Annotated in this window: 20 protein-coding genes; 11 read left to right on the forward strand and 9 right to left on the reverse strand. The window is 64.5% G+C overall.

Annotated elements, in window-relative coordinates:
- The first annotated feature begins 126 nt into the window (after nt 1-126).
- Nucleotides 127-747 (forward strand): glutathione S-transferase family protein, encoded by a 621-nt coding sequence (locus tag AC0L23_RS17410; protein ID WP_085361333.1) that lies wholly within the window; start codon nt 127-129, stop codon nt 745-747.
- A gap of 199 nt (nt 748-946) precedes the next feature.
- Here AC0L23_RS17410 and AC0L23_RS17415 read toward each other — a convergent pair whose 3' ends face one another.
- On the reverse strand, nt 947-1,867 hold the full coding sequence (locus AC0L23_RS17415) for a LysR family transcriptional regulator (RefSeq protein ID WP_085361334.1): 921 nt from the start codon (nt 1,865-1,867) through the stop codon (nt 947-949).
- Between the two features lie 90 nt (nt 1,868-1,957).
- On the opposite strand from AC0L23_RS17415, the gene AC0L23_RS17420 reads away from it, so the two are divergent.
- Both AC0L23_RS17420 and AC0L23_RS17425 read left to right on the forward strand, forming a co-directional pair.
- The gene (locus AC0L23_RS17420) at nt 1,958-2,401 is read left to right on the forward strand and encodes a nuclear transport factor 2 family protein (protein ID WP_085361335.1); all 444 of its coding nucleotides are present in this window, start codon (nt 1,958-1,960) and stop codon (nt 2,399-2,401) included.
- Between the two features lie 340 nt (nt 2,402-2,741).
- Nucleotides 2,742-4,751, forward strand: coding sequence for a methyl-accepting chemotaxis protein (locus AC0L23_RS17425; RefSeq protein ID WP_085352626.1), 2,010 nt, complete (start codon nt 2,742-2,744; stop codon nt 4,749-4,751).
- 59 nt (nt 4,752-4,810) lie between these two features.
- On the opposite strand, the gene AC0L23_RS17430 is transcribed toward AC0L23_RS17425, so the two are convergent.
- From AC0L23_RS17430 to AC0L23_RS17440, 3 genes are all read right to left on the reverse strand, one after another.
- Entirely contained in the window at nt 4,811-5,497 is a 687-nt protein-coding gene (locus AC0L23_RS17430; RefSeq protein ID WP_085352625.1) for a glutathione S-transferase family protein, read from the reverse strand.
- A gap of 132 nt (nt 5,498-5,629) precedes the next feature.
- Nucleotides 5,630-5,956, reverse strand: a complete 327-nt coding sequence (locus tag AC0L23_RS17435) for a hypothetical protein (RefSeq protein ID WP_018454920.1) — start codon at nt 5,954-5,956, stop codon at nt 5,630-5,632.
- A gap of 121 nt (nt 5,957-6,077) precedes the next feature.
- Entirely contained in the window at nt 6,078-7,208 is a 1,131-nt protein-coding gene (locus AC0L23_RS17440; protein ID WP_085352624.1) for a site-specific DNA-methyltransferase, read from the reverse strand.
- A 400-nt stretch (nt 7,209-7,608) separates the two neighbouring features.
- Between AC0L23_RS17440 and ypfJ the strand changes: the two genes are divergently transcribed.
- Together ypfJ and moaB are read left to right on the forward strand one after the other, a co-directional pair.
- The gene (gene ypfJ, locus AC0L23_RS17445) at nt 7,609-8,544 is read left to right on the forward strand and encodes a KPN_02809 family neutral zinc metallopeptidase (RefSeq protein ID WP_085352623.1); all 936 of its coding nucleotides are present in this window, start codon (nt 7,609-7,611) and stop codon (nt 8,542-8,544) included.
- Between the two features lie 134 nt (nt 8,545-8,678).
- Complete coding sequence (moaB, locus tag AC0L23_RS17450) at nt 8,679-9,242, forward strand: molybdenum cofactor biosynthesis protein B (protein ID WP_018454917.1); 564 nt, start codon at nt 8,679-8,681, stop codon at nt 9,240-9,242.
- 244 nt (nt 9,243-9,486) lie between these two features.
- Here the strand turns inward: moaB and AC0L23_RS17455 are convergent, their stop codons facing one another.
- The 4 genes from AC0L23_RS17455 to AC0L23_RS17470 all read right to left on the reverse strand — a co-directional run bounded on the left by AC0L23_RS17455 (nt 9,487) and on the right by AC0L23_RS17470 (nt 14,998).
- Nucleotides 9,487-10,413: a bifunctional helix-turn-helix transcriptional regulator/GNAT family N-acetyltransferase gene (locus AC0L23_RS17455; protein ID WP_085352622.1), complete on the reverse strand. Its 927-nt coding sequence runs from the start codon at nt 10,411-10,413 to the stop codon at nt 9,487-9,489.
- Between the two features lie 63 nt (nt 10,414-10,476).
- Nucleotides 10,477-11,052 carry a glycosyltransferase family protein gene (locus AC0L23_RS17460; protein WP_018454915.1) on the reverse strand — a complete coding sequence of 192 codons (576 nt, stop codon included), beginning with the start codon at nt 11,050-11,052 and terminating at the stop codon, nt 10,477-10,479.
- Nucleotides 11,053-11,390: 338 nt separating this feature from the next.
- A complete protein-coding gene (locus AC0L23_RS17465; protein WP_085361337.1) occupies nt 11,391-12,575 on the reverse strand; it encodes an acetate/propionate family kinase in 1,185 nt (394 codons plus the stop codon).
- An 8-nt stretch (nt 12,576-12,583) separates the two neighbouring features.
- Complete coding sequence (locus AC0L23_RS17470) at nt 12,584-14,998, reverse strand: phosphoketolase family protein (protein ID WP_085384929.1); 2,415 nt, start codon at nt 14,996-14,998, stop codon at nt 12,584-12,586.
- Nucleotides 14,999-15,209: 211 nt separating this feature from the next.
- On the opposite strand from AC0L23_RS17470, the gene AC0L23_RS17475 reads away from it, so the two are divergent.
- The 4 genes from AC0L23_RS17475 (at nt 15,210) to AC0L23_RS17490 (ending at nt 19,394) form a co-directional block, all read left to right on the forward strand.
- Nucleotides 15,210-16,373, forward strand: a complete 1,164-nt coding sequence (locus tag AC0L23_RS17475) for a PA0069 family radical SAM protein (RefSeq protein ID WP_018454912.1) — start codon at nt 15,210-15,212, stop codon at nt 16,371-16,373.
- A 23-nt stretch (nt 16,374-16,396) separates the two neighbouring features.
- Nucleotides 16,397-16,852, forward strand: a complete 456-nt coding sequence (locus AC0L23_RS17480) for a VOC family protein (RefSeq protein ID WP_018454911.1) — start codon at nt 16,397-16,399, stop codon at nt 16,850-16,852.
- A 77-nt stretch (nt 16,853-16,929) separates the two neighbouring features.
- Nucleotides 16,930-17,787, forward strand: a complete 858-nt coding sequence (locus tag AC0L23_RS17485) for a ribonuclease HII (RefSeq protein WP_085361381.1) — start codon at nt 16,930-16,932, stop codon at nt 17,785-17,787.
- 98 nt (nt 17,788-17,885) lie between these two features.
- Nucleotides 17,886-19,394 (forward strand): glycosyltransferase family 39 protein, encoded by a 1,509-nt coding sequence (locus tag AC0L23_RS17490; protein ID WP_085361338.1) that lies wholly within the window; start codon nt 17,886-17,888, stop codon nt 19,392-19,394.
- 123 nt (nt 19,395-19,517) lie between these two features.
- Here the strand turns inward: AC0L23_RS17490 and AC0L23_RS17495 are convergent, their stop codons facing one another.
- Nucleotides 19,518-20,327 carry a uracil-DNA glycosylase gene (locus AC0L23_RS17495; protein ID WP_085361339.1) on the reverse strand — a complete coding sequence of 270 codons (810 nt, stop codon included), beginning with the start codon at nt 20,325-20,327 and terminating at the stop codon, nt 19,518-19,520.
- 135 nt (nt 20,328-20,462) lie between these two features.
- Between AC0L23_RS17495 and AC0L23_RS17500 the strand changes: the two genes are divergently transcribed.
- The gene (locus tag AC0L23_RS17500) at nt 20,463-22,124 is read left to right on the forward strand and encodes an electron transfer flavoprotein-ubiquinone oxidoreductase (RefSeq protein ID WP_018454907.1); all 1,662 of its coding nucleotides are present in this window, start codon (nt 20,463-20,465) and stop codon (nt 22,122-22,124) included.
- A gap of 331 nt (nt 22,125-22,455) precedes the next feature.
- Nucleotides 22,456-24,258: a tetratricopeptide repeat protein gene (locus AC0L23_RS17505; protein ID WP_026232840.1), complete on the forward strand. Its 1,803-nt coding sequence runs from the start codon at nt 22,456-22,458 to the stop codon at nt 24,256-24,258.
- Nucleotides 24,259-24,283: the final 25 nt, after the last annotated feature.

The raw sequence follows: 24,283 nt of genomic DNA on the forward strand, positions 1-24,283 counted from the left end.
GAAAGCCCCTCCAACTCGGGGCGTCTTGGCACAGCCGGGCGCCGGTGGGCAACTGCGAAGAGAGGTTCGTGCTATGGACCTCGGGGCCCGCAGCCGTTACCTTCCGGCTTTCCCATGAGGTCCGACATGCTCAAGCTCTACTACGCCACCGGCACCTGCGCGCTCGCCACCTACATCACCCTGGAAGAAGCCGGCGCCGACTACGCGGCGGAGCGGCTGAGCTTCAAGGACAACCAGCAGAACAGCGTGGAGTACCTCGCGATCAACCCGAAAGGCCGCGTCCCCGCGCTGGTGACCGATCGCGGCGTTTTGACCGAGACCCCGGCGATGCTCGCCTATCTCGCGCAGACCTTCCCCAAGGCGAAGCTCGCGCCGCTCGACGATCCCTTCGACTTCGCCCAAGTGCAGTCGTTCAACTCCTACCTCTGCTCGACCGTGCACATCAATCATGCCCACAAAATGCGCGGCGCACGCTGGGCGAGCGAAGAAAGCTCGTTCGCCGACATGAAGGCGATGATCCCGAAGACCATGGGGGCCTGCTTCGCCCTGATCGAGCAGAAGATGTACAAGGGGCCCTGGGTGATGGGCGAGCAGTTCACGATCTGCGATCCTTATCTCTACACCCTGTCGACCTGGCTCGAAGGCGACGGCGTCGACATCAACGCGACGCCGAAGATCGCCGATCATTTCAAGCGCATGTCCGACCGCCCCGCCGTGCGCAAGGTGATGGACGCGCAGAAGGCGTAGGAGCGCGGCAATATATTCCCCTGTCGTGCCGGGCAAGCGTCAGCGCAGACCCGGGACCCATAACCACAGGGAGAAGTTGTGACGCAAGCTGACAATCACGAGTCTTCGCCAAACCACGTCCTGTGGTTATGGGTCCCGGATCGGCGCTCCGCTTCGCTGCGCTTGTCCGGGACGACACCATTTGCTTTGAAGTTGCGTCCTATCCAGCGCGCCCTTTCTTCTCCAAATACCGTCCCGTCTCCAGCATCAGCCGCCTGAGCCAGATCGAGCCTGGATCCATCTGCGCGCGGGTCGGGTAGAACATGAACTGCTCATCGATGCCGGGGTCGAGCGGCGGCGTCACCGTGACGAGGCCGAGCTGCTTCGACAGCGCCGCGATCAACCGGCGCGGCACGAAGGCGACGAGGTCGGTACGGGCGGCGACGTGCAGCGCTTCGAGATAACCCGGGACGACGAGAGCGATATGCCGGTCTATGCCCTTGGTGCCCAGCCAAGTGTCGATGAGGTCCTCCGGCTGGCCGCGGATGATTACGCCGACATGGCGTGCAGCCAGGAACGTCTCGCGCCGCTTCAGCTTCGCAGCCACGGGGTGGCCGCGCCGCACCCCCAGCGCGTCGCTGTCGGTGTAAAGCAACTGGCGGTGAAATCCCTTGAAGGCGTTGCCGATCGAGATCACGAGATCGATGGTGCGGGCGAACTCGGCGTGGAAAATCGCCGGTCCTCGCCACGGCACCACGTCGATGCGGACGTTGGGGGCGGCCTGCGTCACCTTTTCCATCAAGGGCGGCATCAACAGCTCGACCGCGAGGTCCGGCATCATCAGTCGGAATTGCCGCTCGCTGCGCGCCGCATCGAATTCATCCGATACGAACAGCCCGCGCACCTGGTCGAGCGCCTGCGCCAGCGGCGCGCGCAAGGCTTGCGCCCGCGGCGTCAACTCCATCCGCGCGCCTGTGCGTACCAAGAGCGGATCGCCAAGGATGTCGCGCAGACGCTGGAGCGCATGACTCGCCGCCGGCTGCGACAGCCCGATCCGCAATGCGGCGCGGCTGACGCTGGCCTCGCGCAGCAGCGCGTCGAGCGCGGTCAGGAGATTGAGGTCGAGCGAATTCAAATTCATGAGGCGAATAGATATCATATCCACTATCGATTTGAAGAATTTAGCACCGGCGGCGATGATTTCCGTGTTCTCACCAAAGGAGATGCCGCCATGAGCGCGAGCGCCAACAAGAAACTGATGCAGGATATCTTTGCAGCCGCCGCCAGCCCCGATCCGGCTGCGCGCGACCGTGGCTTGTTCACCGAAAGTCTTGCCGACGACGCCAAATGGATCGTGACCGGCCAGTATTCCTGGTCGAGCACCTTTTCGGGCAAACAGGCGATCCTCAACGATCTGCACGGCTATGTGCGGACCCGCCTTGTCGACCGGACGCGGACGGTCGCTCATCGCTTCATCGCCGACGGCGATATCGTCGTCGTCGAAGCAAAGGGCGACAATGTCACGCCAGAAGGCGTGCGCTACGACAACGACTATTGTCTCGTGTTTCGTCTCGAGGACGGCAAGATCAAGGAGATCCGGGAATATTGCGACTCGGTGCTGACCGAGAAGGCCCTTGGTCCGTTTCCACAAACGGCCGTGAGGGCCGCGAGCTGAGCGGATCGAGCAGCGTCGCCTCCGTCGACCGGTGCCGTCCGCCGCGGTCCGCGAGGGGCGTGTTGGTCTGGCGCAGGCCGGACCAGCTGCAGCGGCCTGCATGCCGCTGCGGGCTTCTCGCTAAAACCTTGCTCACCTGCCGATAAAATCAGCAGATGTTGTACCATCCGACGGATGCGCGCGCGAAAAATTTGAAGGTTCAATTAACGAGTGTCCCCCATTGTGTCGCGGTGCAGCGTGGGTCGCGAACAACGCGACGCGCGGCTGCCAGAGTGGCCGGTGACGATCGCCGGATTAGGCCGGCCGCTCGAATTGACATGCATCTGGGTGGACAGTGGGAATGCCGAGTTTTCGTTTGCGGATCAGGGGACGCCTGTACGCAGGTTTCATGGCCTTGGTGGCGGTTGGTCTTGTGATGGCGGTGGTCGCCATCTGGAATTTGCGATCCGTCCAGGATCAGGTCGCAAAACTCTCCGCGTTGTCGGACAGCACGGCGCGCGTCCTGGAGATATCGACCCATCTTCAGGCCATCCAGCGAGCCAATCTGCGCTACATTTACGACGCCAACGAGCCTGCGATGCGGGAGGCTGCCGAGCGAGAGGCCGCGGCGACCGGGCTGTTGCAGCTGGGAGCAAAGGGCACCCTCTCGGAGGAGCGGCGGAAGCTCTACGACGATCTGATCGCCGACATCGCCAAAATGAAAAGCCTGCGCGACAGTCTCGGCGACGCCGTCAACGAGGCGCGGACCGGCAAGGCGACGCTGTTGCCGAGTGGCGAAGAGCTGACCGTCAAGATGGCCAAGCTGGTCGATGTGGCGCGTGCCGCCGCCGACGACGACACGGTGTCGCTCGTCGCGGACCTCGAGTCCCGGGTCCTGCTGGTTCGAATCGCGAACTGGCGCTTCCTCGCTCTGCGCGACGCCAACGGGCCCACCGCCTTCAGAACCAATGTCGACAGGGCGGTGCAGCGGCTGGCGGCCGTCGAAAGGAGCCCGCAGGCGGCGGACCTTCGCTCGTCTCTGACGCCTGTGAAGACCGCCCTTGGTATGTATAAATCCGCGTTTGAGACGACCTCTGCCGCGATGCTGCGGTCCGACGAGATCTACCACAAGGATCTCGCACCGCTCATCTCCGCGAGCATCGCCAAGCTCAAGGTCACGGAAACCGCCTTGAAGACCGATTACAAGGATTCGCGCACCGCGGCCGATGCTGTGATCGACGGCACGACCTCGCTGCAGGGGATCGCGGGCGGCCTCGCCGTCCTGTTCGGACTGATCGTCGCCTTCCTGACCGCCCGCAGCATCGTGGGGCCGCTGACCTCGATGACGCGTGCAATGGGGCTGCTTGCCGGCGGCAATCTCGCCGTCGAGATCCCCTCGCGCGGCAAGGTCGACGAGATCGGCGACATGGCCAAGGCGATCGACGTCTTCAAGACAAACATGATCGAGACCGAACGGCTGCGCCATGAGCAGACCGCAACCGAGGCCCGGCAGGCCGAGAGCCGCAAGGCCGACATGGCCCGGCTCGCCAGCCAGTTCGAGCAGGCGGTGGGCGAGATCGTCGATACCGTATCCTCGGCATCGCACGAGCTCGAGGGCTCGGCCGGCACCCTGACCGCGACCGCGAGGCGCGCTCAGGATCTCTCCACCGAAGTGCAATCCGCCTCCCAGGAAGCCTCGGCCAATGTGCAGGCGCTCGCCTCCGCGACCGAGGAGTTGTCCTCCTCGGTGACGGAGATCGCGCGCCAGGTGCAGGAATCGGCGCGCATAGCGGGCGAAGCCGTCGGTCAGGTGAGCAAGACCAACGCGCGCGTCAGCGAGCTCTCCAAGGCTGCAGCCCGCATCGGCGACGTGGTCGAGCTGATCAGCACCATCGCCGGCCAGACCAACCTCCTGGCGCTGAACGCCACCATCGAGGCGGCGCGCGCGGGTGAAGCCGGCCGCGGCTTCGCCGTAGTCGCCTCGGAGGTCAAGGCGCTCGCCGAGCAGACCGCGAGGGCCACCGGTGAGATCGCTCAGCAGGTCTCGGGCATCCAGACTGCGACGGAGGAGTCGGTCGGCTCGATCAGGGAAATCAGCGGCACCATCGAGCGGCTGTCGGAGATCTCGTCGACGGTCGCCGCCGCCGTGGAGGAGCAGGGTGCGGCGACGCAGGAGATCTCCCGCAACGTCCAGCAGGCGGCCCAAGGCACGCAACTCGTGTCGTCCAACATCGGCGACGTGCAGCGCGGGGCGTCCGAGACCGGCTCGGCGTCTTCGCAGGTGCTCTCGGCGGCACGCTCGCTGTCGGCCGACAGCAATCGCTTGAAGCAGGAAGTCGCCAACTTCCTGAGCTCGGTCCACGCCGCCTGAGCCTCAAGAAGCAAAAGGCCACGCGCATGCGCGTGGCCTCGCATTGTGACCTGAGACGATCAGGCGACTTTCGTCGTCATGTGCTTGAACATGTTGCTGCGCGCCTCGTCGTCCATTTCCGCCTTGAAGGTGAACTTGTCCTTCAGCGCGATCGCGCGCGTCGCCGCAGGCCGCGCCGAGATCTCGTCCACCAGCCGCTTCACGTTCGGGTATCGCGCGAAGGCATCGTCGCCGAGCTTGAACGGCACCATCCGCGCCCACCCCCACAGCGCCATGTCGACGATCGAATAGCTGTCGCCGACCATATAGCGGCGGCCTTTGAGGTGGCCGTCGAGAATCTTGTAATGGCGATCGGTCTCGAACTGATAGCGGTTATGCGCGTAGTCGTGGTTCTGGTCTTTCGGCGCAAAATGCTTGAAGTGCACGGCCTGGCCCGAATACGGCCCGACGCCGGTGGCGACGAACATCAGCCATGACAGCATCTCGCCGCGAACATTGGCGGCCGGCAGGAATTTGCCGGTCTTCTCGGCGAGATACAGCAGGATGGCGTTGGAATCGAACACGATGGTGCCGTTGTCGTCGATCGCCGGCACCTTGCCGTTCGGATTGATCTTCAGGTAGTCCGGCGTGAACTGCTCGCCCGTGCGGGTGTCGATCTTCACCGGCTCGAAGGGCAGGCCGGCCTCTTCGAGATAAAGCGCGACCTTGGTCGGGTTCGGCGAACCGTTGAAATAGAATTTGAGCATCGGGCATCTCCCCTGTGTTTGTTTGCTGAGAGTGGAGTCAGCAACATGTCCGCAAGCTGCCTTGTCTTGCCTGAACCTTATCGGGGAGGGCAACCGGCGAGTTTGCCGGGCGGCGTCTGCGCGTCACGCAGATCAGCCGGCGTAACAAAGGCCGATCGCCGCCGTAATGACCATGGCCGCGCCCACGACCTCCAGGCGCAACCCGAGCCGGGTAGCGATATGCATGTCGGAGGCCCGCGCCGCGCGCTCCGATCCGCGCGCGTAGCCGTGAACGATGACGTCGTGATTGAAGCTGTCGTGGGCCTCGTTGCTGCTGGCGAGCCCGACACAGACCACGAGCACGCCGAACAAGGCGAGGCCGAAAAATCCCAGCAGCGCGATCAGGAACATCGGAAACATGCCGACCAGAAAGATCGGCAGCAGCGGCACCAGCAGCAATGTCTCGGACTGTCGTCGCATGGCTCGACCGGTCAAGACGGGGCGTAGGCGGTCAATCTAGTCCCGCCGGCCGCTGTATTCAACCAGTCTCGTCATTCCGGGGCCGCGCCAGGAGGCGCGCTCCGGGACGACGAAAGGAAGGCTACCCCGCCGCCATGCCGGCGCGGATCTCGGCGCGCAGCTCGTCGATCAGCTTAAGACCCTTCTTGGTCTCGATGTGCCAGAAGGTCCAGCCGTTGCAGGCTTGCGCGCCCTGCGCCACTGCGCCCATGCGGTGGATGGAGCCGACCTTGTCGCCGAACATGATGGCGCCGTCGGCACGCACCAGCGCGCCGAGTTTCTTCTTCGCGTCGAACAGCTTGGTGCCGGGCATGATCATGCCACGCTCGATCAGCTCGGAGAACGCCACACGCGGCGCTTCGCGCGCCGTCATGAACGGGGCGAGGCTTGCCTCCGGAAGCGGCTCGATCGCGGCGATGCGCGCTTCGGCCGCTTTCGCATAGGTCTTGTCGCGCTCGAAGCCGATATAGGAGCGGCCGAGGCGCTTTGCGACCGCGCCGGTGGTGCCGGTGCCATTGAAGGGATCGATCACGAGATCGCCGGGTTTGGAGGACGACAGCAGCACGCGCGCCAGCAGGCCTTCCGGTTTCTGCGTCGGGTGCACTTTCTTGCCGTCGGCGCCCTTGAGGCGCTCCTCGCCGGTGCAAAGCGGGATCAGCCAGTCGGACCGTGCCTGCACGTCCTCGTTGGCGGCCTTCAGCGCCTCGTAGTTGAACGTGTAGCCCTTGGCCTTCTCGTCCCGCGCGGCCCAGATCATGGTCTCGTGCGCATTGGTGAAGCGGCGGCCGCGGAAATTCGGCATCGGGTTGGTCTTGCGCCAGACGATGTCGTTCAGCAGCCAGAAGCCGAGGTCCTGCATGATCGCGCCGACGCGGAAGATGTTGTGATAGGAGCCGATCACCCAGATCGTCGCCGACGGCTTCATCGCGCGGCGGGCGGCGAGCAGCCAGGCGCGGGTGAAATCGTCATAGGCGGAGAACGAATCGAACTTGTCCCAGTCGTCGTCGACCGCATCGACATGAGATTCGTCGGGGCGCTTGAGATCGCCCTTAAGCTGGAGATTGTAGGGTGGATCGGCGAACACCAGGTCGACCGAACCAGCCTGAAGCTTCGACATCTCGGCGACGCAATCGCCGAGGACGATGCTGTGCGAAGGAGACTCAAAATTTGTGCGGGGCGCCCTTGCAGACGCCCCGCGACGCGACTCTACCATGACTCAAGAACTCTGACTCAGGCGACGCTGTCGGCGACGCGGGACCAAACAACCGACTGACCGTTACATTGAAGCGGCAAAGTAAAAATCGACTTAACCCGTGGCTTTCGTGAACAGCCCTCACATCGCGCCTTGCACGCGGCTCGCTCCGCGCATTCTCCATGTTTTGCAGTGTATTTCGCGTTTCTTCGCGTTGCGGCTGTGATCGGAGCGCAAAAAGACTCAAAATTCCTCTCGGAAAAAATTGCTCGATGCCCGGAAAAAATTGCTGGCATTGCCATGCTGTCGCACTAGGCAATAATTGCCGAGCGGGATATTGATTAACGCAACGGAAACGTATGTGGCGCGTTGAGCTTTCGCGCTTTCGCGCCGAATTGAGCTAGGACCGAGGGAAGCCGCCATGCGCTACGATGATTTCCGCCGCAGCGACGACATCGAGGATCGTCGCGACGATGGTGGCGGCGGCGGTGGAGGAGGCGGGTTCGGCCTCCCCATGGGCGGCGGCGGGCTTGGGATCGGTACCATCATCGTGCTCGGCCTGGTCGGCTACGCCTTCGGCATCGATCCGCGCATCCTGATCGGCGGCGCCGAGATACTCACCGGCGGCGGCCAGGCGCCGTCCTACCAGACCGATCGCCAATCGTCGTCCAACGCCAAGCGCGGCGCGCCGACCGACGAGATGGGCAGCATGATCTCCGGCATCCTCGGCGAGATCGACGATCGCTGGAGCGAGATCTTCCAGGCCTCCGGCCAGTCCTTTACCGGTCCAAAGGTCGTGCTGTTCCGCAACGTCACCAATGGCGGGCGCTGCGGCCGGGCGGAGTCGGCGATGGGACCGTTCTATTGTCCGCCCGACAGGACCATCTTCCTCGACACCGGTTTCTTCCGAGAGGTCGAGACGCGTTTTCGCGGCTGCTCCGGCAAGTCGGCCTGTAACTTCACCACCGCCTACATCATCGCCCATGAGGCCGGCCATCACATCCAGAACCTGCTCGGCATCATTCCGCGCGTGACGCGGCTGCAGCAGCAGGCCGGCAGCAAGGCGGAGGCCAATGCGCTGCAGGTGAAGGTCGAATTGCAGGCCGACTGCCTGTCCGGTGTCTGGGTCAATCGCGAGGCGAAGAAGCGGCCGAACTTCCTGGAGCCGGGCGACATCGACGCCGCACTCACCACGGCGAGCGCGATCGGCGACGACACGCTGCAGCGCCAGTCCACAGGCCGCGTCGTGCCCGATTCCTTCACCCACGGCTCGGCGGCGCAACGCAAACAATGGTTCATGACCGGCTACCAGCAGGGCACCGTCCAGGCCTGCAACACGTTTGGGGGCGGACAGTAGGGGTTATCCGTCATCCTGAGGTGCTCGCCAATTGGCGAGCCTCGAAGGATGGCGAGCCCGTGGCCCATCCTTCGAGGGCGCAAGAGCGCGCACCTCAGGATGACGTCTGTGGTCTGTGAAGAAGGTGCGTTGCAATGACCTCCATCGACGAAACAAAACAGTTCGTCCCGCTCAACATCGCGGTGCTCACCGTGTCGGACACGCGCGCGCTGGCGGATGATAAATCCGGCCAGACCCTGGCCGACCGTCTCACCGCTGCCGGCCATCATCTCGCCGCGCGCGAGATCGTCACCGATGACGTCGAGGCGATCCGCACCGTCATCCGCCGCTGGATTGCGGACGCAGGTGTCGACGTCGTCATCACCACCGGCGGCACCGGTTTCACCGGGCGCGACGTCACGCCGGAGGCGATCGAGCCCTTGTTCGAGAAGCGCATGGACGGTTTCTCGATCTCATTCCACATGCTGAGCCACGCCAAGATCGGAACGTCGACGATCCAGAGCCGCGCCACGGCCGGCGTCGCGGGCGCAACCTACATCTTCTGCCTCCCAGGTTCGCCCGGTGCCTGCCGCGACGGCTGGGACGGCATCCTCAAAGCCCAGCTCGACTACCGCACGCGCCCCTGCAATTTCGTCGAGATCATGCCGCGGCTGGACGAGCACCTGCGCCGGCCGAAGGCCCAGGGCGCGACGGTGTAGTTGGACATTTCTTCTCCGCTCATGTCGGCCGAAGCTTTAGCGAAGGCGGATGCGGGAAAGGTGGCATAGGCCGCCTTCGGCCGCCCGTCCTTAAAGAATGCCGAAGCGAAGCTTGGGTATCTATCGGCACGGAGTGCTCGGAGACATACCCCTCGCCCTAGTGAGTGTGCGTCTGGCAGCATCGCTGCCCTCTCCCACAAGGGGCGAGGGCGCATACATGCGCCTCTCGCTCGTTGCGAGAGTTCTACAGATCCCGCTCCCACGTTTCCCCAATCAGATCCTGCCCGAAGCTGTGATGCGGCTCGCTCTTCACGAGCTTGAAGCCTGCGCTTTGATAGATGCCACGCGCGGCGACCAGGATGCTTTGCGTCCACAGCGTCATCTTGCTGTAGCCCCTCTCGCGCGCACCCTGGATGCATTGGTCGACCAGCGCGCGGCCGACACCGAGTCCCCGCGCTTTCTTTTCCACCTGCAACAGGCGCAGCTTGGCGATCTGGTCCGTGGCCTTGACCAGAAAGATAGAGCCGACCGGCTCTCCGCCCACTTCCGCAATCCAGCAGTGCTCGCGGGCGGCGTCATAGTTCTTGATGAACTGTGCGCAGATCTCGGCGACCAGGGCCTCGTAGCTGATATCCCAGTTGTAGTCGGCCGCATAGGCGGCGGCCTGCCGGGAGATGACCCAGCCCATGTCGCCGACGCGATGGCTGCGCAGCATGAAAGCCGCGGGGTGGCTTCGATGCTCCAGCACGGCCTCGATGGTCGCCATAGCCTGCGTGAGCCGCGTTGCATCGCTGGTCGAAAGCTGAGCCAGCATTGCGGCGACCTCATTTTGCGAGCCCAGGTTCAGCTTGGCAAAGGCCTGGCGCCCCTTGGCGGTGAGGCTGAGCTGGTATTGCCTGCGATCCGCGGGCAGGGCCCTGCGGGTGATCAGGCCCTTTTCGTCGAAGCTTTGCACGATCCGGCTGAGATAGCCGGGGTCGAGGCCAAGCTCGTTGCCGATCTCCTTGGCGGCAAGGTCGTCCCGTTGCGCGAGCTCGTAGAGCACGCGGGCCTCGCTGAGCGAGAACGGGCTCTTGCCAAGGTGCTGGTCGAGCACGCCAAGCTTGCGGGTGTAGAAGCGGTTGAAGGCGCGGACCGCTGCGATGTGGTCGTCGGTAGGATTGAACGACATGGGTCACCTCCGATATTTGCCATTGTCAAATAATTATTTGACCTTGGCAAGTATCGACGTGCCTCAGCCGACCATGACGATCCGGCTGCGCAGCAAGATCCGCGACGAGCGGCCGAGCCGCCGGAGCAGCCGTGCCTCGGAGTGGCGGGCTTGGGGCGGGTAGCCGCCAATGCGGTCGTAGTGATCACGCGCGATCAAAAGTCCCTGATCGCCGAAGGGACCGACGAGCTTGCGCATCAGGGCCCGGAGGATGTGGCGGAAGCCGGCATCGGCGTAGGGCGAGCGCGCATAGCGGAAGACGGCCGCACGATCCCGGCCGCTGGTCGAGACGGACTGGATGAACTGGGTGGTTTCCTCGATCCAGCCGGTTTCCAGCACGGCGCCCGCGGGCAGGAACATCAGCCAGGACGAACGGGCCTGGAGTGCGCCGGCGGCGAGCGCGGCGCCTTGAGTGGATCCTTCGAAGCCGATGAAACGGCAGCCCGCGACGTCGGCAACGCGCTCGATGACGCCATTGCGGGTGCCGTCGACCAGGAGCACTTCCCGGATGACGCCTGCGGCGGCACCGGGTACCAGCGCGGCCAGAGTTGCGACGGCCGTCTGCTCGACGCCTTCGGTCGGAATGATGACGCTCAGCATGATGGAAGCTTCACTGTCCACACTTCGGGAGAAGCGTAGCTCATTATGAGGGCGTCATAAAACATGGCGCTGCCGAGTGCAACTTTCCGGCCGCGCCTCGGCAGACGATGGTAAACCGCTGCAGCCCTCGCATCCAAATATGTCCCGTACGGGGCGGCGATATTGCCGAATGTGTCGCCCCAGCCTGTCCTGTCCGTATTAATCCGGAGGTGAGCCGCAATATTGCGCGGCGCGCCGGCCGTTCGCAATCATGCAAGAGGAGGATGCGATAGCGGACGAGCGCGAGGACGGGAAAACGTGCAACCACGCTGCTGACGAGGGCTTCGAATGAACGCCGGTCAACTCGCTGTTCGCAGCACCGCCGCACAATGTCGTGCAATCATCAGTTCCTCATTCGTTGGAATGACGAAGACATCGACTGCGCTATCGCCATCGTTGATGCGCTCGCGCGCCGCATCATTCGCAGCGGCATCGATGCGCACGCCGAGCCAGTCGAGACGCTCACCGATCGCGCTGCGGATTTCGCTGGCATGCTCGCCGATGCCGCCGGTGAAGACCAGGCAGTCTAGCCCTGCAAGCGTTGTCGCCATCGCCGCCACCTCCTGCGCGGCGCGGAAGGTGAAGAGCTCGACCGCCTCCCGCGCCGCAGCTTCGCGGCTCGCAAGCAGCATGCGCATATCCGACGCGATGCCGGAGACGCCGAGCAGGCCCGATTCGTGGTAGAGCAGGTGCTGGACATCTTCGACCGACATCTTCTCGTACTGTTGCAGATAGAGCAGCACGCCCGGGTCGAGCCTGCCGCAGCGCGTGCCCATCACCAGCCCGTCGAGCGGCGTCAGTCCCATCGTGGTGTCGATGCTGCGGCCGTCGCGCAAGCCGCACAGGCTCGCGCCGTTGCCGAGATGCGCGATCACAGTGCGCTTCGCCACGAGCTGCGGCGCGATTCGGGCGAGCCGTCCCGCGACATATTCGAACGAGAGGCCATGAAATCCGTAGCGCCGGATGCCGCGCTCTTCATAACGTCGCGGAATGGCGAAGCGGCTGGCGGGCGGCGCAATGCCGTGGTGGAAAGCGGTATCGAAGCAGGCGATCTGCGTCAGGTCGGGCCTGATCGCCGTGATAGTGCGGACCGGAGCCAGGCAGCGCGGCTGGTGCAGGGGCGCCAGCGGCGTCAGCGCTTGCAGCTTTGCGGTGACATCCTCCGTCAGCTCGACCGGAGCGGAATAGTCCGGACCGCCATGGACGACGCGATGGCCGACGGCGCGCAAGCGATGGTCGCCGAAACGACCCTCGATGAAGCCGAGCACGTCGGCGAACAGATGATCGCTGGCCGCATCCGATGCTTCCCTCCGTTTCTCGAACAGGTCTTCGCCCGCGGGACTCTTCACGACGAGCCGCGGCTTCGTCTCGTGCTCGTCAAGCAGGCCCTTGCAGAGCAGGGCGGGCTCGGCCGCCGAGATATCGAACAGGCCGAATTTGATGCTCGACGATCCCGAGTTGAGAACGAGAACCGTGTTCGACATGGCTCCCCTCAGTCGCCTGCCTCTGCCGGCGTGTTGCCGCCGGCGCTGTTCTGCCAGACCCATTCCTGGATTTCCGGCATGTCCTCGCCGTATTCGCGCACATAGCGCGAATGCTCGATCAGCTTGTCGCGGAATTGCTGCTTCACCTGCGCCGCCCTGGTCGCGAGCCCCGGCACGCGCTCGATCGCCTCGATCGCGAGGTGATAGCGGTCGAGCTCGTTGAGCACGACCATGTCGAACGGCGTCGTCGTGGTGCCTTCCTCGGCAAAGCCGCGGACGTGCATGCCGGCGTGGTTGGTGCGGTTATAGGTCAACCGGTGGATCAGATAAGGATAGCCGTGATAGGCGAAGATCACCGGCTTGTCGCGCGTGAACAGGCCGTCGAAGTCGCGGTCGGACAAGCCGTGCGGGTGCTGCTCCCTGGGTTGCAGCGTCATGAGGTCGACGACGTTGACGACGCGGATCTTCAGCTCGGGCAGCGCCTTGCGCAGCAGGTCGACGGCAGCGAGCGTTTCCAGTGTCGGCACGTCGCCGGCGCAGGCCATCACGACACCGGGCTCGCCATTCGCATCTTCCGTGCCGGCCCAGCTCCAGATGCCGATGCCGGCGGCGCAATGCGTGGCTGCCTCCTGCATCGACAGCCATTGCGGCGCCGGCTGCTTGCCGGCGACGATGACGTTGATGCGGTCATAGGTGCGCAGGCAGTGATCGGCGATCCACAGCAGCGTGTTGGCATCCGGCGGGAAGTAGATGCGGACGATGTCGGCCTTCTTGTTGGCGACGAGATCGACGAAACCGGGATCCTGATGGCTGAAGCCGTTGTGGTCCTGACGCCAGACATGCGAGGTGAGCAGATAGTTGAGCGAGGCGATCGGTCGCCGCCACGGCAGATGCCGGGTCACCTTCAGCCATTTGGCGTGCTGGTTGAACATGGAATCCACGATGTGGATGAACGCCTCGTAGCAGGAGAAGAAGCCGTGCCGGCCCGTGAGCAGGTAACCCTCTAACCAGCCCTGGCAGAGATGCTCGCTCAGGACTTCCATCACGCGTCCGTCCTGGGCGAGATGCACGTCGTAAGGTTTTGTCGGCTCCATCCAGACGCGTTCGGTGGCCTCGAACACCGCATCGAGCCGGTTCGACGCAGTCTCGTCCGGGCCCATGATGCGGAAGTTGCGGGCCTCGGTGTTGAGGCGGATGACGTCGCGCAGGAATTTCCCGAGCTCGCGGGTTGCCTCCGCCACGACGCCGCCCGGCTGCGCTACTTCGACGGCGAAACTGCGGAAGTCCGGCAGCTTCAGCTCCTTCTTCAGAAGGCCGCCATTGGCGTGCGGATTGGCGCCCATGCGGCGATTGCCTTCGGGCGCGAGCGCCTGGAGCTCGGCAATGAGCGCGCCGTTCGCGTCGAACAGCTTTTCCGGCTCGTAGCTGCGCATCCAGTCTTCGAGAATCTTCAGATGCGCTGGGTTCTCGCGACAGTTCGCGACGGGCACCTGATGCGCCCGCCAAAAGCCCTCCACCTTCTTGCCGTCGACTTCCTTGGGGCCGGTCCAGCCCTTCGGGCTGCGCAGCACGATCATCGGCCAGCGCGGACGTTCGACGCTCTTGCGGCCGTCGCGGGCGTGCTGCTGGATCGACCGGATGCTGACGAGCGCGACGTCGAGCGCGTCTGCCATGGCCCGGTGCATCAATTTGGGATCGTCGCCCTCGACGAACAGCGGCTCGTGGCCGAGCCCGCGGAAGAGATCGCGGATCTCGTCGTCGCGCATCCGGCCGAGCACGGTCGGATTGGCAATCTTGTAACCGTTGAGATGCAGGATCGGCAGCACCGCGCCGTCATGCGCAGGATTGAGGAATTTGTTGGAGTGCCAGGACGCGGCGAGCGGGCCGGTCTCGGCCTCGCCGTCACCGACGACACAGGCGACGATCAGGTCGGGATTGTCGAAGGCCGCGCCATAGGCATGCACCAGCGCGTAACCGAGCTCACCGCCTTCGTGGATCGAGCCCGGCGTTTCCGGCGCCGCGTGACTCGGGATGCCGCCGGGGAAGGAGAATTGCCTGAACAGCTTGCGCAACCCCTCGGTATCGCGCGCGATATCGGGATAGAGCTCGCTGTAGCTGCCTTCGAGATAGGTGTTGGCGACCATGCCGGGGCCGCCGTGCCCGGGACCGCAGACATAGATCACGTTCAGGTCCAGCGCGCGGATGACGCGGTTGAGATGGGCATAAATGAAGTTCAAACCGGGCGTCGTGCCCCAATGGCCGAGCAAACGCGGCTTGATGTGCTCGGGCCGTAAGGGCTCGCGCAGCAGCGGATTGTCGAGGAGATAGATTTGCCCAACGGAGAGATAGTTCGCGGCGCGCCAATAGCGGTCGAGCAGATCGAGGTTGCTGCTCGCTGCGGCCAATTGTTGTTGATTTGTCATGTTCTTGCCGACCTTCACCCAACGATCGTCATCAACCATGTTCCGCGACGATCGATCCCTCCCGTGATCAAACGGAATCGTGGTCACGCTGGTGTTGCGTGAAGTCAAAAACCCCCGCCCGAAATTTGGGCAGCTCGACTGTGCATGGGGTTGTTTTCACGTTTTTTGTTTGTGTTCTTGATTTGTTCCTTTGACATGCTATCTTGGCTTCATGAGTCCAGCATCCTCTCATGCTCTCAAGCACCCGCCGGTCACGGCGCCCTCCGAGCCGGCGGGTGCGCCTTCTGACTTCCCTGAGCTGGCGGTCGCCATCGACCGCCAGCGCAGGCGAGGCCGGGGCGCGCAGTCCAACGCCAGCGGCCGGTTTGAGGCCGAGGCGCGCGTCGCATTCGACGATGGCTGGCAGAGCCTTGAAGAACTGCCCCCGTTCAAGACCACGGTCGGGATCGACACCTCGCGCAAGGTGATCACCCGCAACGAATCTCCCGACATCGGCTTCGATCGTTCGATCAATCCCTACCGCGGTTGCGAGCACGGCTGCGTCTATTGCTTCGCGCGGCCGACGCATGCCTATCTTGGCCTGTCGCCGGGGCTCGACTTTGAGTCGAAGCTGTTCGTGAAGCCCGAGGCGCCGGCGTTGCTCGAGAAGGAGCTTGCGGCGCCGGGCTACGAGCCGCGGATGATCGCGATCGGCACCAACACCGATCCCTATCAGCCGATCGAGCGCGAGCGCAAAATCATGCGCGGCATTCTGGAGGTGCTGGAGCGCGCCGGCCATCCCGTCGGGATCGTCACCAAGTCGGCGCTGGTCGTGCGCGACATCGACATTCTCGCGCGAATGGCCAAACGCAACCTCGCCAAGGTCGGGATCTCCGTGACCTCGCTCGATCCGAAACTAGCGCGCACCATGGAGCCGCGGGCGTCCACGCCGCCGAAGCGGCTGGAGGCACTGAAGCAGCTTTCCGAGGCTGGCATTCCGACCACCGTCATGGTCGCGCCCGTGATCCCCGCGCTGAACGATTCCGAGATCGAGCGCATCCTGGATGCCGCCGCCCATGCCGGCGTCAAGGAGGCCTCCTACGTGTTGCTGCGGTTGCCGCTCGAGGTGCGCGATCTCTTTCGGGAATGGCTGATGGCGAACTATCCGGACCGGTATCGCCACGTCTTCACGCTGATCCGCGACATGCGCGGCGGCCGTGACTACGATGCGAAATGGGGCGAGCGCATGAAGGGCACCGGCCCGATGGCCTGGACCATCGGCCGCCGCTTCGAGATCGCTTGCGACAGGCTCGGGCTGAACAAACGGCGCGCCAAGCTGACGACGGATCATTTTGCCAAGCCGAAGCGGAACGGCGATCAGCTCAGCCTGTTCTGAGGGACGAAGTGAGAGAGGCGTCTATGAGTAAGGAACCGCCAGCTCCTATCCCGCGGCTGACCGTCATCACGCTGGGCGTGAACGACATCCGCGCCAGCATTGCCTTTTACGACGCGCTCGGTTTCTCGCGCCGGCTCAAGGTAACCGGCGAGACCGTTGCGTTCTATGACACCGGCGGTCCGGTGCTCGCGTTGTTTCCCTGGGATCAACTCGCGGTCGACGCCAAATTGCCTGATCATCCGAGGCCATCGACGTTCCGCGGCATGACGCTCGCCTGGAATTGCCGCGCGCGTGAGGAGGTGGATGCGGTGCTGGTCTTCGCCGTCAGCAAGGGAGCCGCGTTGCTGAAGGCAGCACATGAGACCGACTACGGCGGCTATTCCGGCTATTTCGCCGATCCTGACGGCCATCCCTGGGAGGTCGTGGTCGCGCCCGGCATCGACGTCGGCGAGGACCGGCGGGTGCATCTGGCGGAATAGGGCGGCTGGCTTGAATAACGGGAATTGTTCGAGGTTCCCGATTGCGCAGGCCATGCCGCTTGCGCACGATCCCGGCCATGATTCGGGATCAATCCGCCAAGAAGCCGGCCAAAGGCGCGCCCAAAAAGGCTGCGCCTAAGAACGAGAAGGCTGCGCCTGAGAACAAGAAAGCTGCGCCCAAAAAAATCGCCAAGGCGCTGGCCGGCACAAAGAGCGCCATCATCGTTGCCCCAAGCTTCCGCCGTGAGCGCGCGCTGATCAAGTGCGGCGTTTGGCCGGTAGCGGGCTGCGATGAGGCGGGCCGGGGGCCACTGGCCGGTCCAGTGGTGGCGGCGGCGGTGATTCTCGATCCCGACCGCATCCCGCGCGGCATCGACGATTCCAAGCGCCTGACAGCCGAGGAGCGCGAAAGGCTGTTCGACAAGATCTGCGCGACCGCCCAGGTCTCGGTGGCCGTCGCCTCGCGCTCCCGCATCGACCGCGACAACATCCTGCGCGCCTCGCTGTGGGCGCTGAAGCGCGCCGTGGTGGCGCTGCCCCAGCAGCCGCGGCACGTCTTCGTCGACGGCCGCGACCGGCTCGACACGGAATGCGATTGCGAAGCCGTGATCGGCGGCGACGGCATCGTCCTGTCGATCGCAGCGGCCTCGATCATCGCCAAGGTAACGCGGGACCGCCTGATGTGCGCGTTGGCGCAGGACTGTCCCGGCTACGGTTTCGAGCAGCATAAGGGCTACGCCGTGCCCGAGCACCTCGACGCGCTCAACCGCCTCGGTCCCACCGTCCACCACCGCAGCTTCTTCGCCCCCGTCGCCGCCGCACGCGCCAAGCACATGCCCTGGACGGTCGAGCCGGCGCAGGATCTGTTTGCGGTGACCGAGATCGAGTTGCAGGTGGACACGAGCCTGGAAGTCGACGCGTCGGCAAATCTCTAGACGAGACTCAGTTGCCACGACGCGTCACGCCCTTTATCAAAACAGTCGTGAGCGAATAGGGCCGGCTTCACGGGTTGGCTGCATCTTTCGGACGTTGCATGCGGTTTACCTCCCTGGTCATCGAGCTCATTCGCGCGCGGCCGCGGCTGATCGTCTGGATCGCCGTGCTGCTCCAGGCCGCGATGTGGCTGTTCGTGGCGCTCGTGTTTTATCGCAGCCCGCCCGGCAGTCTCGCGACCCTGCTGGCCTTCGGCCGCGAATACCAGGTCGGCACCGATCTCGGGCCGCCCTTGCCGGTCTGGCTCGCCGACATCGCCTATCGCGCTGCCGGCGGCCACCTGTTCGGTGTCTACGTGCTGGCCGAGCTCTGCGGGATCGCGACGTTGATCACGCTCGATCATCTGTCCCGCGCGGTGGTCGGTCCCCAGCAGGCAGTGCTGGCCGTGCTGCTGACCATGACGCTGCTGGCCTTCTCCTCGCCCACACTCGACTTCGGCCCTCTGGTGCTGGCGCGACCGCTCTGGGCGCTGCTGCTGCTGCATTCCTGGCAGATCATCGGACAGCGCCGCGGCAACGCCTGGTTTGCCTGGTCGATCGAGGCCGGCCTCTTGCTGCTGACGACGCCGGCTGCGATCTTCCTGCTGCTGCTGATCGTCGTCTTCGCGCTCGCAACCGCGGACGGCCGCCGCACGTTGCGTGCCTTCGACCCGCTGTTTGCGCTGGTGGTCGTCGCCGTGCTGGCATTGCCCTATGCCGTCTGGCTGATGCGCGCCGAGGCGCTCGTCCTGCCGGCCTTGCCTGCGGTCGCCCAGCTCAATGCCCGCGCGCTGCACGCGGCCTGGCTGCTCGGGGGGCTCCTGCTCGGTGCGGCGGCGATCCCGGCGCTGACCGTCCTCAACACCGGCCTGTTCGTGCCCAAGAGCGAGGAGGCGCCGATCATCTACCGCCCGCCGGTCGAGCCGCTCGCACGTAATTTCGTCTATTTCTTCGCGCTGGCGCCGGCGCTCGGCGCGGTGCTGATCTCCGGCCTGCTGGGCCTCGACGCCGTCGTCGGCGGCGCCGGCGTCGTGCTGGTGTCGTCGGGGCTTGCCGTGGTCGTGGGGGCCGGCGATCTCATCGCGTTGCGCCGCGCGAGGATGCTGCGGATGGTCTGGGCGGCTGCCGTCGTGGCGCCCGCAATCGGCGTCGTGCTCGCCGTCCTGCTGCTGCCGTGGACCGGTGCCAACGAGATCGCGACCTCGATGCCGGCCCGCGCGATTTCGGACTTCTTCGACGAGAGCTTTGCCCGCCGCACCAATCATCGCCTGCGCGCGGTCGCCGGCGAGACCCAGCTTGCGAGCTTGATCACGCTGCATTCCGGCCGGCCGCATCTCTTCATCGATGCCGAGCCCGCGCGTACACCCTGGATCAATCAGGCCAAATTCAGCGAGACCGGCGGCGTCGTGGTCTGGCGCGCTTCCGATACCGCGGGCACCCCGCCGCCGGACATTCTCGCGCGCTTTCCCGGCATCGTCCCGGAAGTCCCGCGCGCCTTCGAGTGGCTGGTGACCGGACGCCAGCAACTCCTGCGCATCGGCTGGGCCATCGTGCGGCCGAAGGGGACTTAGTCGCTCGCTCTTCGTCGTCATTGCGAGGAGCCCTTGCGACGAAGCAATCCAGTATCCCTCCGCGGAAAGATTCTGGATTTGCTTCGCTGCGCTCGCAATGACGGCGAGAGGTCGTACGCCTCCTCACGCGCCCGCCAGCACCTTCGCGATCGCGCGGAGATCCTGCCAAGCCAGCCGCTTGTACGAAGGCGAGCGCAACAGATAGGCGGGATGGAAGGTCGGCAGCGCGCGGATGGTGCGCGCGCCCGTTTCGTAGTCGAACCAGCGGCCGCGGGTGCGCATGATGCCTTCGCGGGTCGATAGCAGCGTCTGCGTCGAGGGATTGCCGAGCGTCACCAGCACGTCCGGATTCACCAGCTCGATGTGCCGCTGGATGAATGGCAGGCAGATTTGCGTCTCCTGCGGCGTCGGCGTGCGGTTGCCGGGCGGCCGCCAAGGAATCACGTTGGCGATGTAGGCGGTGGTGCGGTTGAGGCCTATGGCTCCGATCATCAAGTCGAGCAGCTTGCCGCTGCGCCCGACGAAGGGCAGCCCCTCGATGTCCTCGTCGCGGCCCGGTGCCTCGCCGACGAACATGATGCGCGCCTGCGGATTACCGTCGGCGAAAACCAGCCGTGTCGCCGTGTGCTTCAGCGCGCAGCCGTCGAAGCTCTGCATCAACTCGCGCAGCGCCTCCAAGGTCGGCGCGGTGCGTGCGGCCTCGCGCGCCGAGGCGATCGCGATGTCGGGCGCAGGTGCCGCCTCGCCGCGCATCACCGCGGGCGCGGCGACCGGCCGTGGGGCCTCGACTGGAGGTGGCGCGCGCGGGGCCGGAGGTGGAACATCCAATTCCGCCAGGCGGTCGATCGGTTCCTCCGCGAGCGTGCAATCGACTCCGGCCTCCAGATAGAAGGCGAGCAGCTCTCGGACCGTGGGTGCGGGTTCTGGGATCATCGGAAAGTCTGACTATTAGTCCAGTTTGGGGCGCCTTGCACCCCGGCGAAACGCATTTCCGAGGTTGTCCTACCCGGAAAAATCGGAAACAAGAGGGCGCAATCGACCAAGGACCGTCTCAAGGGCTGAGATCAGATGAGCACCGAAGAACTTCCCCCGCGCGAATCCATGGAATTCGACGTCGTCATCGTCGGCGCCGGTCCCTCGGGCCTGGCTGCGGCGATCCGGCTGAAGCAGATCAATGCCGATCTCAATGTCGTGGTGGTGGAGAAGGGCTCCGAGGTCGGTGCGCATATTCTCTCCGGCGCCGTGATCGACCCGGCCGGGCTCGACAAGCTGATCCCGGACTGGCGCGAGGATTCCGATTGTCCGCTCAAGACGCAGGTCAAGGACGACCGCTTCTTCTGGTTCACCGAGACCAGCGCGATCAAGCTGCCGAACTTCATCATGCCGCCGCTGATGGACAATCATCACTGCTATATCGGCTCGCTCGGCAATGTCTGCCGCTGGCTGGCGCGCAAAGCGGAAGCGCTAGGCGTCGAGATCTATCCCGGTTTTGCCGCGGCCGAAGTGCTCTATGACGACAATGGCGCGGTGCGCGGCATCGCCACCGGCGACATGGGGATCGGCCGGGACGGCAAGCCGAAGGACTCCTTTACCCGTGGCATGGAATTGCTCGGCAAGTACACGCTGTTCGCCGAAGGTGCGCGCGGCAGCCTGACCAAGCAGCTGATCTCGAAATACGCGCTCGACACCAAAAGTGAGCCGCCGAAATTTGGCATCGGGCTCAAGGAAGTCTGGCAGATCGATCCGGCCAAGCATCAGAAGGGCCTCGTGCAGCACGCGGTTGGCTGGCCCTTGAACAACAACACCGGCGGCGGCCTGTTCTTCTACCATTATGACGAGAACCTGGTGTCGATCGGTTTCGTCGTTCATCTCAACTACAACGACCCCTATTTGTCGCCATTCGACGAATTCCAGCGCGTCAAGAACCATCCGGCCGTCCGCGCGACGCTTGAAGGCGGCAAGCGGCTGGCTTACGGCGCGCGCGCCATCACCGAAGGCGGGTACCAGTCGGTGCCGCGGCTGAGCTTCCCGGGCGGTGCGCTAATCGGCTGCGCGGCCGGCTTCGTCAACGTGCCCCGGATCAAGGGCGTGCACAATGCCATGGGCACCGGCATGCTCGCGGCCGAACATGTTAACGTGGCTCTCGCTGCGGGCCGCGCCAATGATGAGCTGGTCGAATACGAGAACGGTTGGCGCGATTCCGTCGTCGGTAAGGACCTCTATCCTGTCCGCAATGCCAAGCCGTTGTTGTCGAAGTTCGGCACCTTCATCGGCGCCGGGCTCGGCATCTTCGACATGTGGTGCAACACGCTGTTCGGCGGCTCGCTATTTGGCACCCAGTCGCACGCGAAGCCCGATCGCGCGACGCTCGATCCGGCCAAGACCCACGCGCCGAGAACCTACCCGAAGCCGGACGGCAAGATTTCCTTCGACAAGCTCTCGTCGGTGTTCCTGTCCAATACCAATCATGAGGAGGACCAGCCGGTCCATCTCAAGGTCACGGACATGAACCTCCAGAAGACCTCCGAGCACGACGTGTTTGCCGGTCCCTCGAATCGCTATTGCCCGGCCGGCGTCTATGAGTGGATCGAGGAAGGTTCGGGCCCGCGCTTCCAGATCAATGCCCAGAACTGCGTTCACTGCAAAACCTGCGACGTGAAGGACCCCAACGGCAACATCACCTGGGTTCCCCCGGAGGGCGGCGGCGGTCCGAACTACGAGGCCATGTAGGCTGGGGTCAGCAAGTCACGATCCATGTGACGGAGGCCAATGTGACCAGAGTTGCGTGATCTTCGCCCTGTGACGCACGTTCGCGTGAGAACCCGGCCGCGGTCCCCGTGGTCACGATAAGGCCATACTGGCGGCGTCTTGGGGCGCTCTTGACGGGTCACTTGGCCGATTTGTGCCGTGCGGAGGGGATCGCCCGGCCCGAATCCTTGCGGTGAAGCGCCAAAAGCGGCATTGTCGGCCTGACGGTTCCGGGTCCCCATGCCACCGGCCGCGTTCGCTTGCGATACGGCCTTCTGCAAACCCAGGCACTACCAACTCAAGGCGAGCCCCGATGCTTTCAAATCGTTTCAACCGTTGGACTGTTGCCGCCATTGCCCTCATGGGCTCAGCGATGGCGACGGTCCCCGGCGCGGTCCGGGCGCAGACGCCGGACCATCCGTCCGACACGGCGGCGCAGTTTCCGACCCGAAACGATCTGAAGGCGCTGACCACCTCCGGCAGCTATCTCGCCGCCCGCCACGCCAGCGTCGAGCGCGACGCGGCCTCCGCCGCCGCGTTCTATCGCTCGGCCCTGCGCACCGACCCCAAGAACAACGAGCTGCTCGACCGCGCCTTCATCTCCTCGGTCGCCGACGGTGACATCGACGAGGCTGTCAAGCTCGCCGAGCGCATCCTGACCATCGACAAGACCAACCGCGTTGCACGGCTCGTCGTTGGCGTGCACGATCTCAAGTTCAAGAAGTACGCGACCGCGCAGACCAACATCAACCAGTCGATCCGCGGTCCGATCACCGATCTCGTCGCCACGCTGCTGTCGGGCTGGGCCGCCTATGGTGCGGGGGATGCCAAGGGCGGCGTCGCCACCATCGACAAGCTGGCCGGTCCTGAATGGTATCCGCTGTTCAAGGATCTCCATGCCGGCATGATCCTCGAACTCGCCGGCAAGGAGAAAGACGCTGGCACCCGGTTCGAGCGTGCCTACAAGCTCGACGATTCCATGTTGCGTGTCACCGAGGCCTATGCGCGCTGGCTATCTCGCAACAAGGACTCGGCCGCCGCGACCACGGTCTACCAGGCTTTCGACAAGAAGCTCGCCCGCCATCCGCTGATCGTGGAAGGGTTGCGCGACACCAAGGCCGGCAAGAAGATGCCGCCGCTGGTCGATAGCGCGCAAGCCGGCGCCGCAGAAGCACTCTACGGCATCGGCGCCACACTGACCCGCCGCGGCGGCGAGGATCTGGCGCTGGTCTACCTCCAGCTCTCGCTCTACCTGCAGCCCACCCATCCCCTGGCGCTGCTCTCGCTCGCCGATCTCTATGAATCGGTGAAGCGGCCGCAGATGGCGATCAAGGTCTACGAGCGGGTGCCGTCGTCCTCTCCACTCAAGCGCAACGCCCAAATCCAGCTCGCCATCGATCTGGATTCCGCCGACCGCACCGACGAGGCGATCAAGATCCTCAAGGGCGTCACCACTGAGGATCCCAAGGATCTCGAAGCGATCATGGCGCTCGGCAACATCGAGCGCGGCCGCAAGAAGTTCGGCGAATGCGGCGCGACCTATTCGCAAGGCGTCGACGTGCTGCCGGCCGGCAACGATAAGGCCAACAGCGTCTGGTATTATTATCGCGGCATCTGCGAGGAGCGCTCCAAGCAGTGGGGCAAGGCCGAAGCCGACATGAAGAAGGCGCTCGAGCTGCAGCCCGACCAGCCGCACGTCCTCAACTATCTCGGCTATTCCTGGATCGACCAGGGCATCAATCTCGACGAAGGCATGAAGATGATCAAGCGGGCGGTCGAGCAGCGCCCGGACGACGGCTACATCGTCGACTCCCTCGGCTGGGCCTATTACCGCATCGGCAATTACGAGGACGCGGTGAAGAACCTCGAGCGCGCCATTGACCTCAAGCCCGAGGATCCCACGATCAACGATCACCTCGGCGACGCCTATTGGCGCGTCGGCCGCACGTTGGAAGCCAAGTTCCAGTGGGCCCACGCCCGCGATCTCAAGCCCGAAGCGGATGAGCTTCCGAAGATCGAGGCCAAGATTGCAAACGGTATGACCGACGACAATTCGAACTCCTCGGCTGCGCAGGCGGAGAAGGAGAAGAAGAAGGACGACGGCAAGGGCGGCTGAGTGAGTTGAAGTTGGGGCGTGTCGT

The organism is Bradyrhizobium sp. MI1.4, from assembly GCF_055811315.1.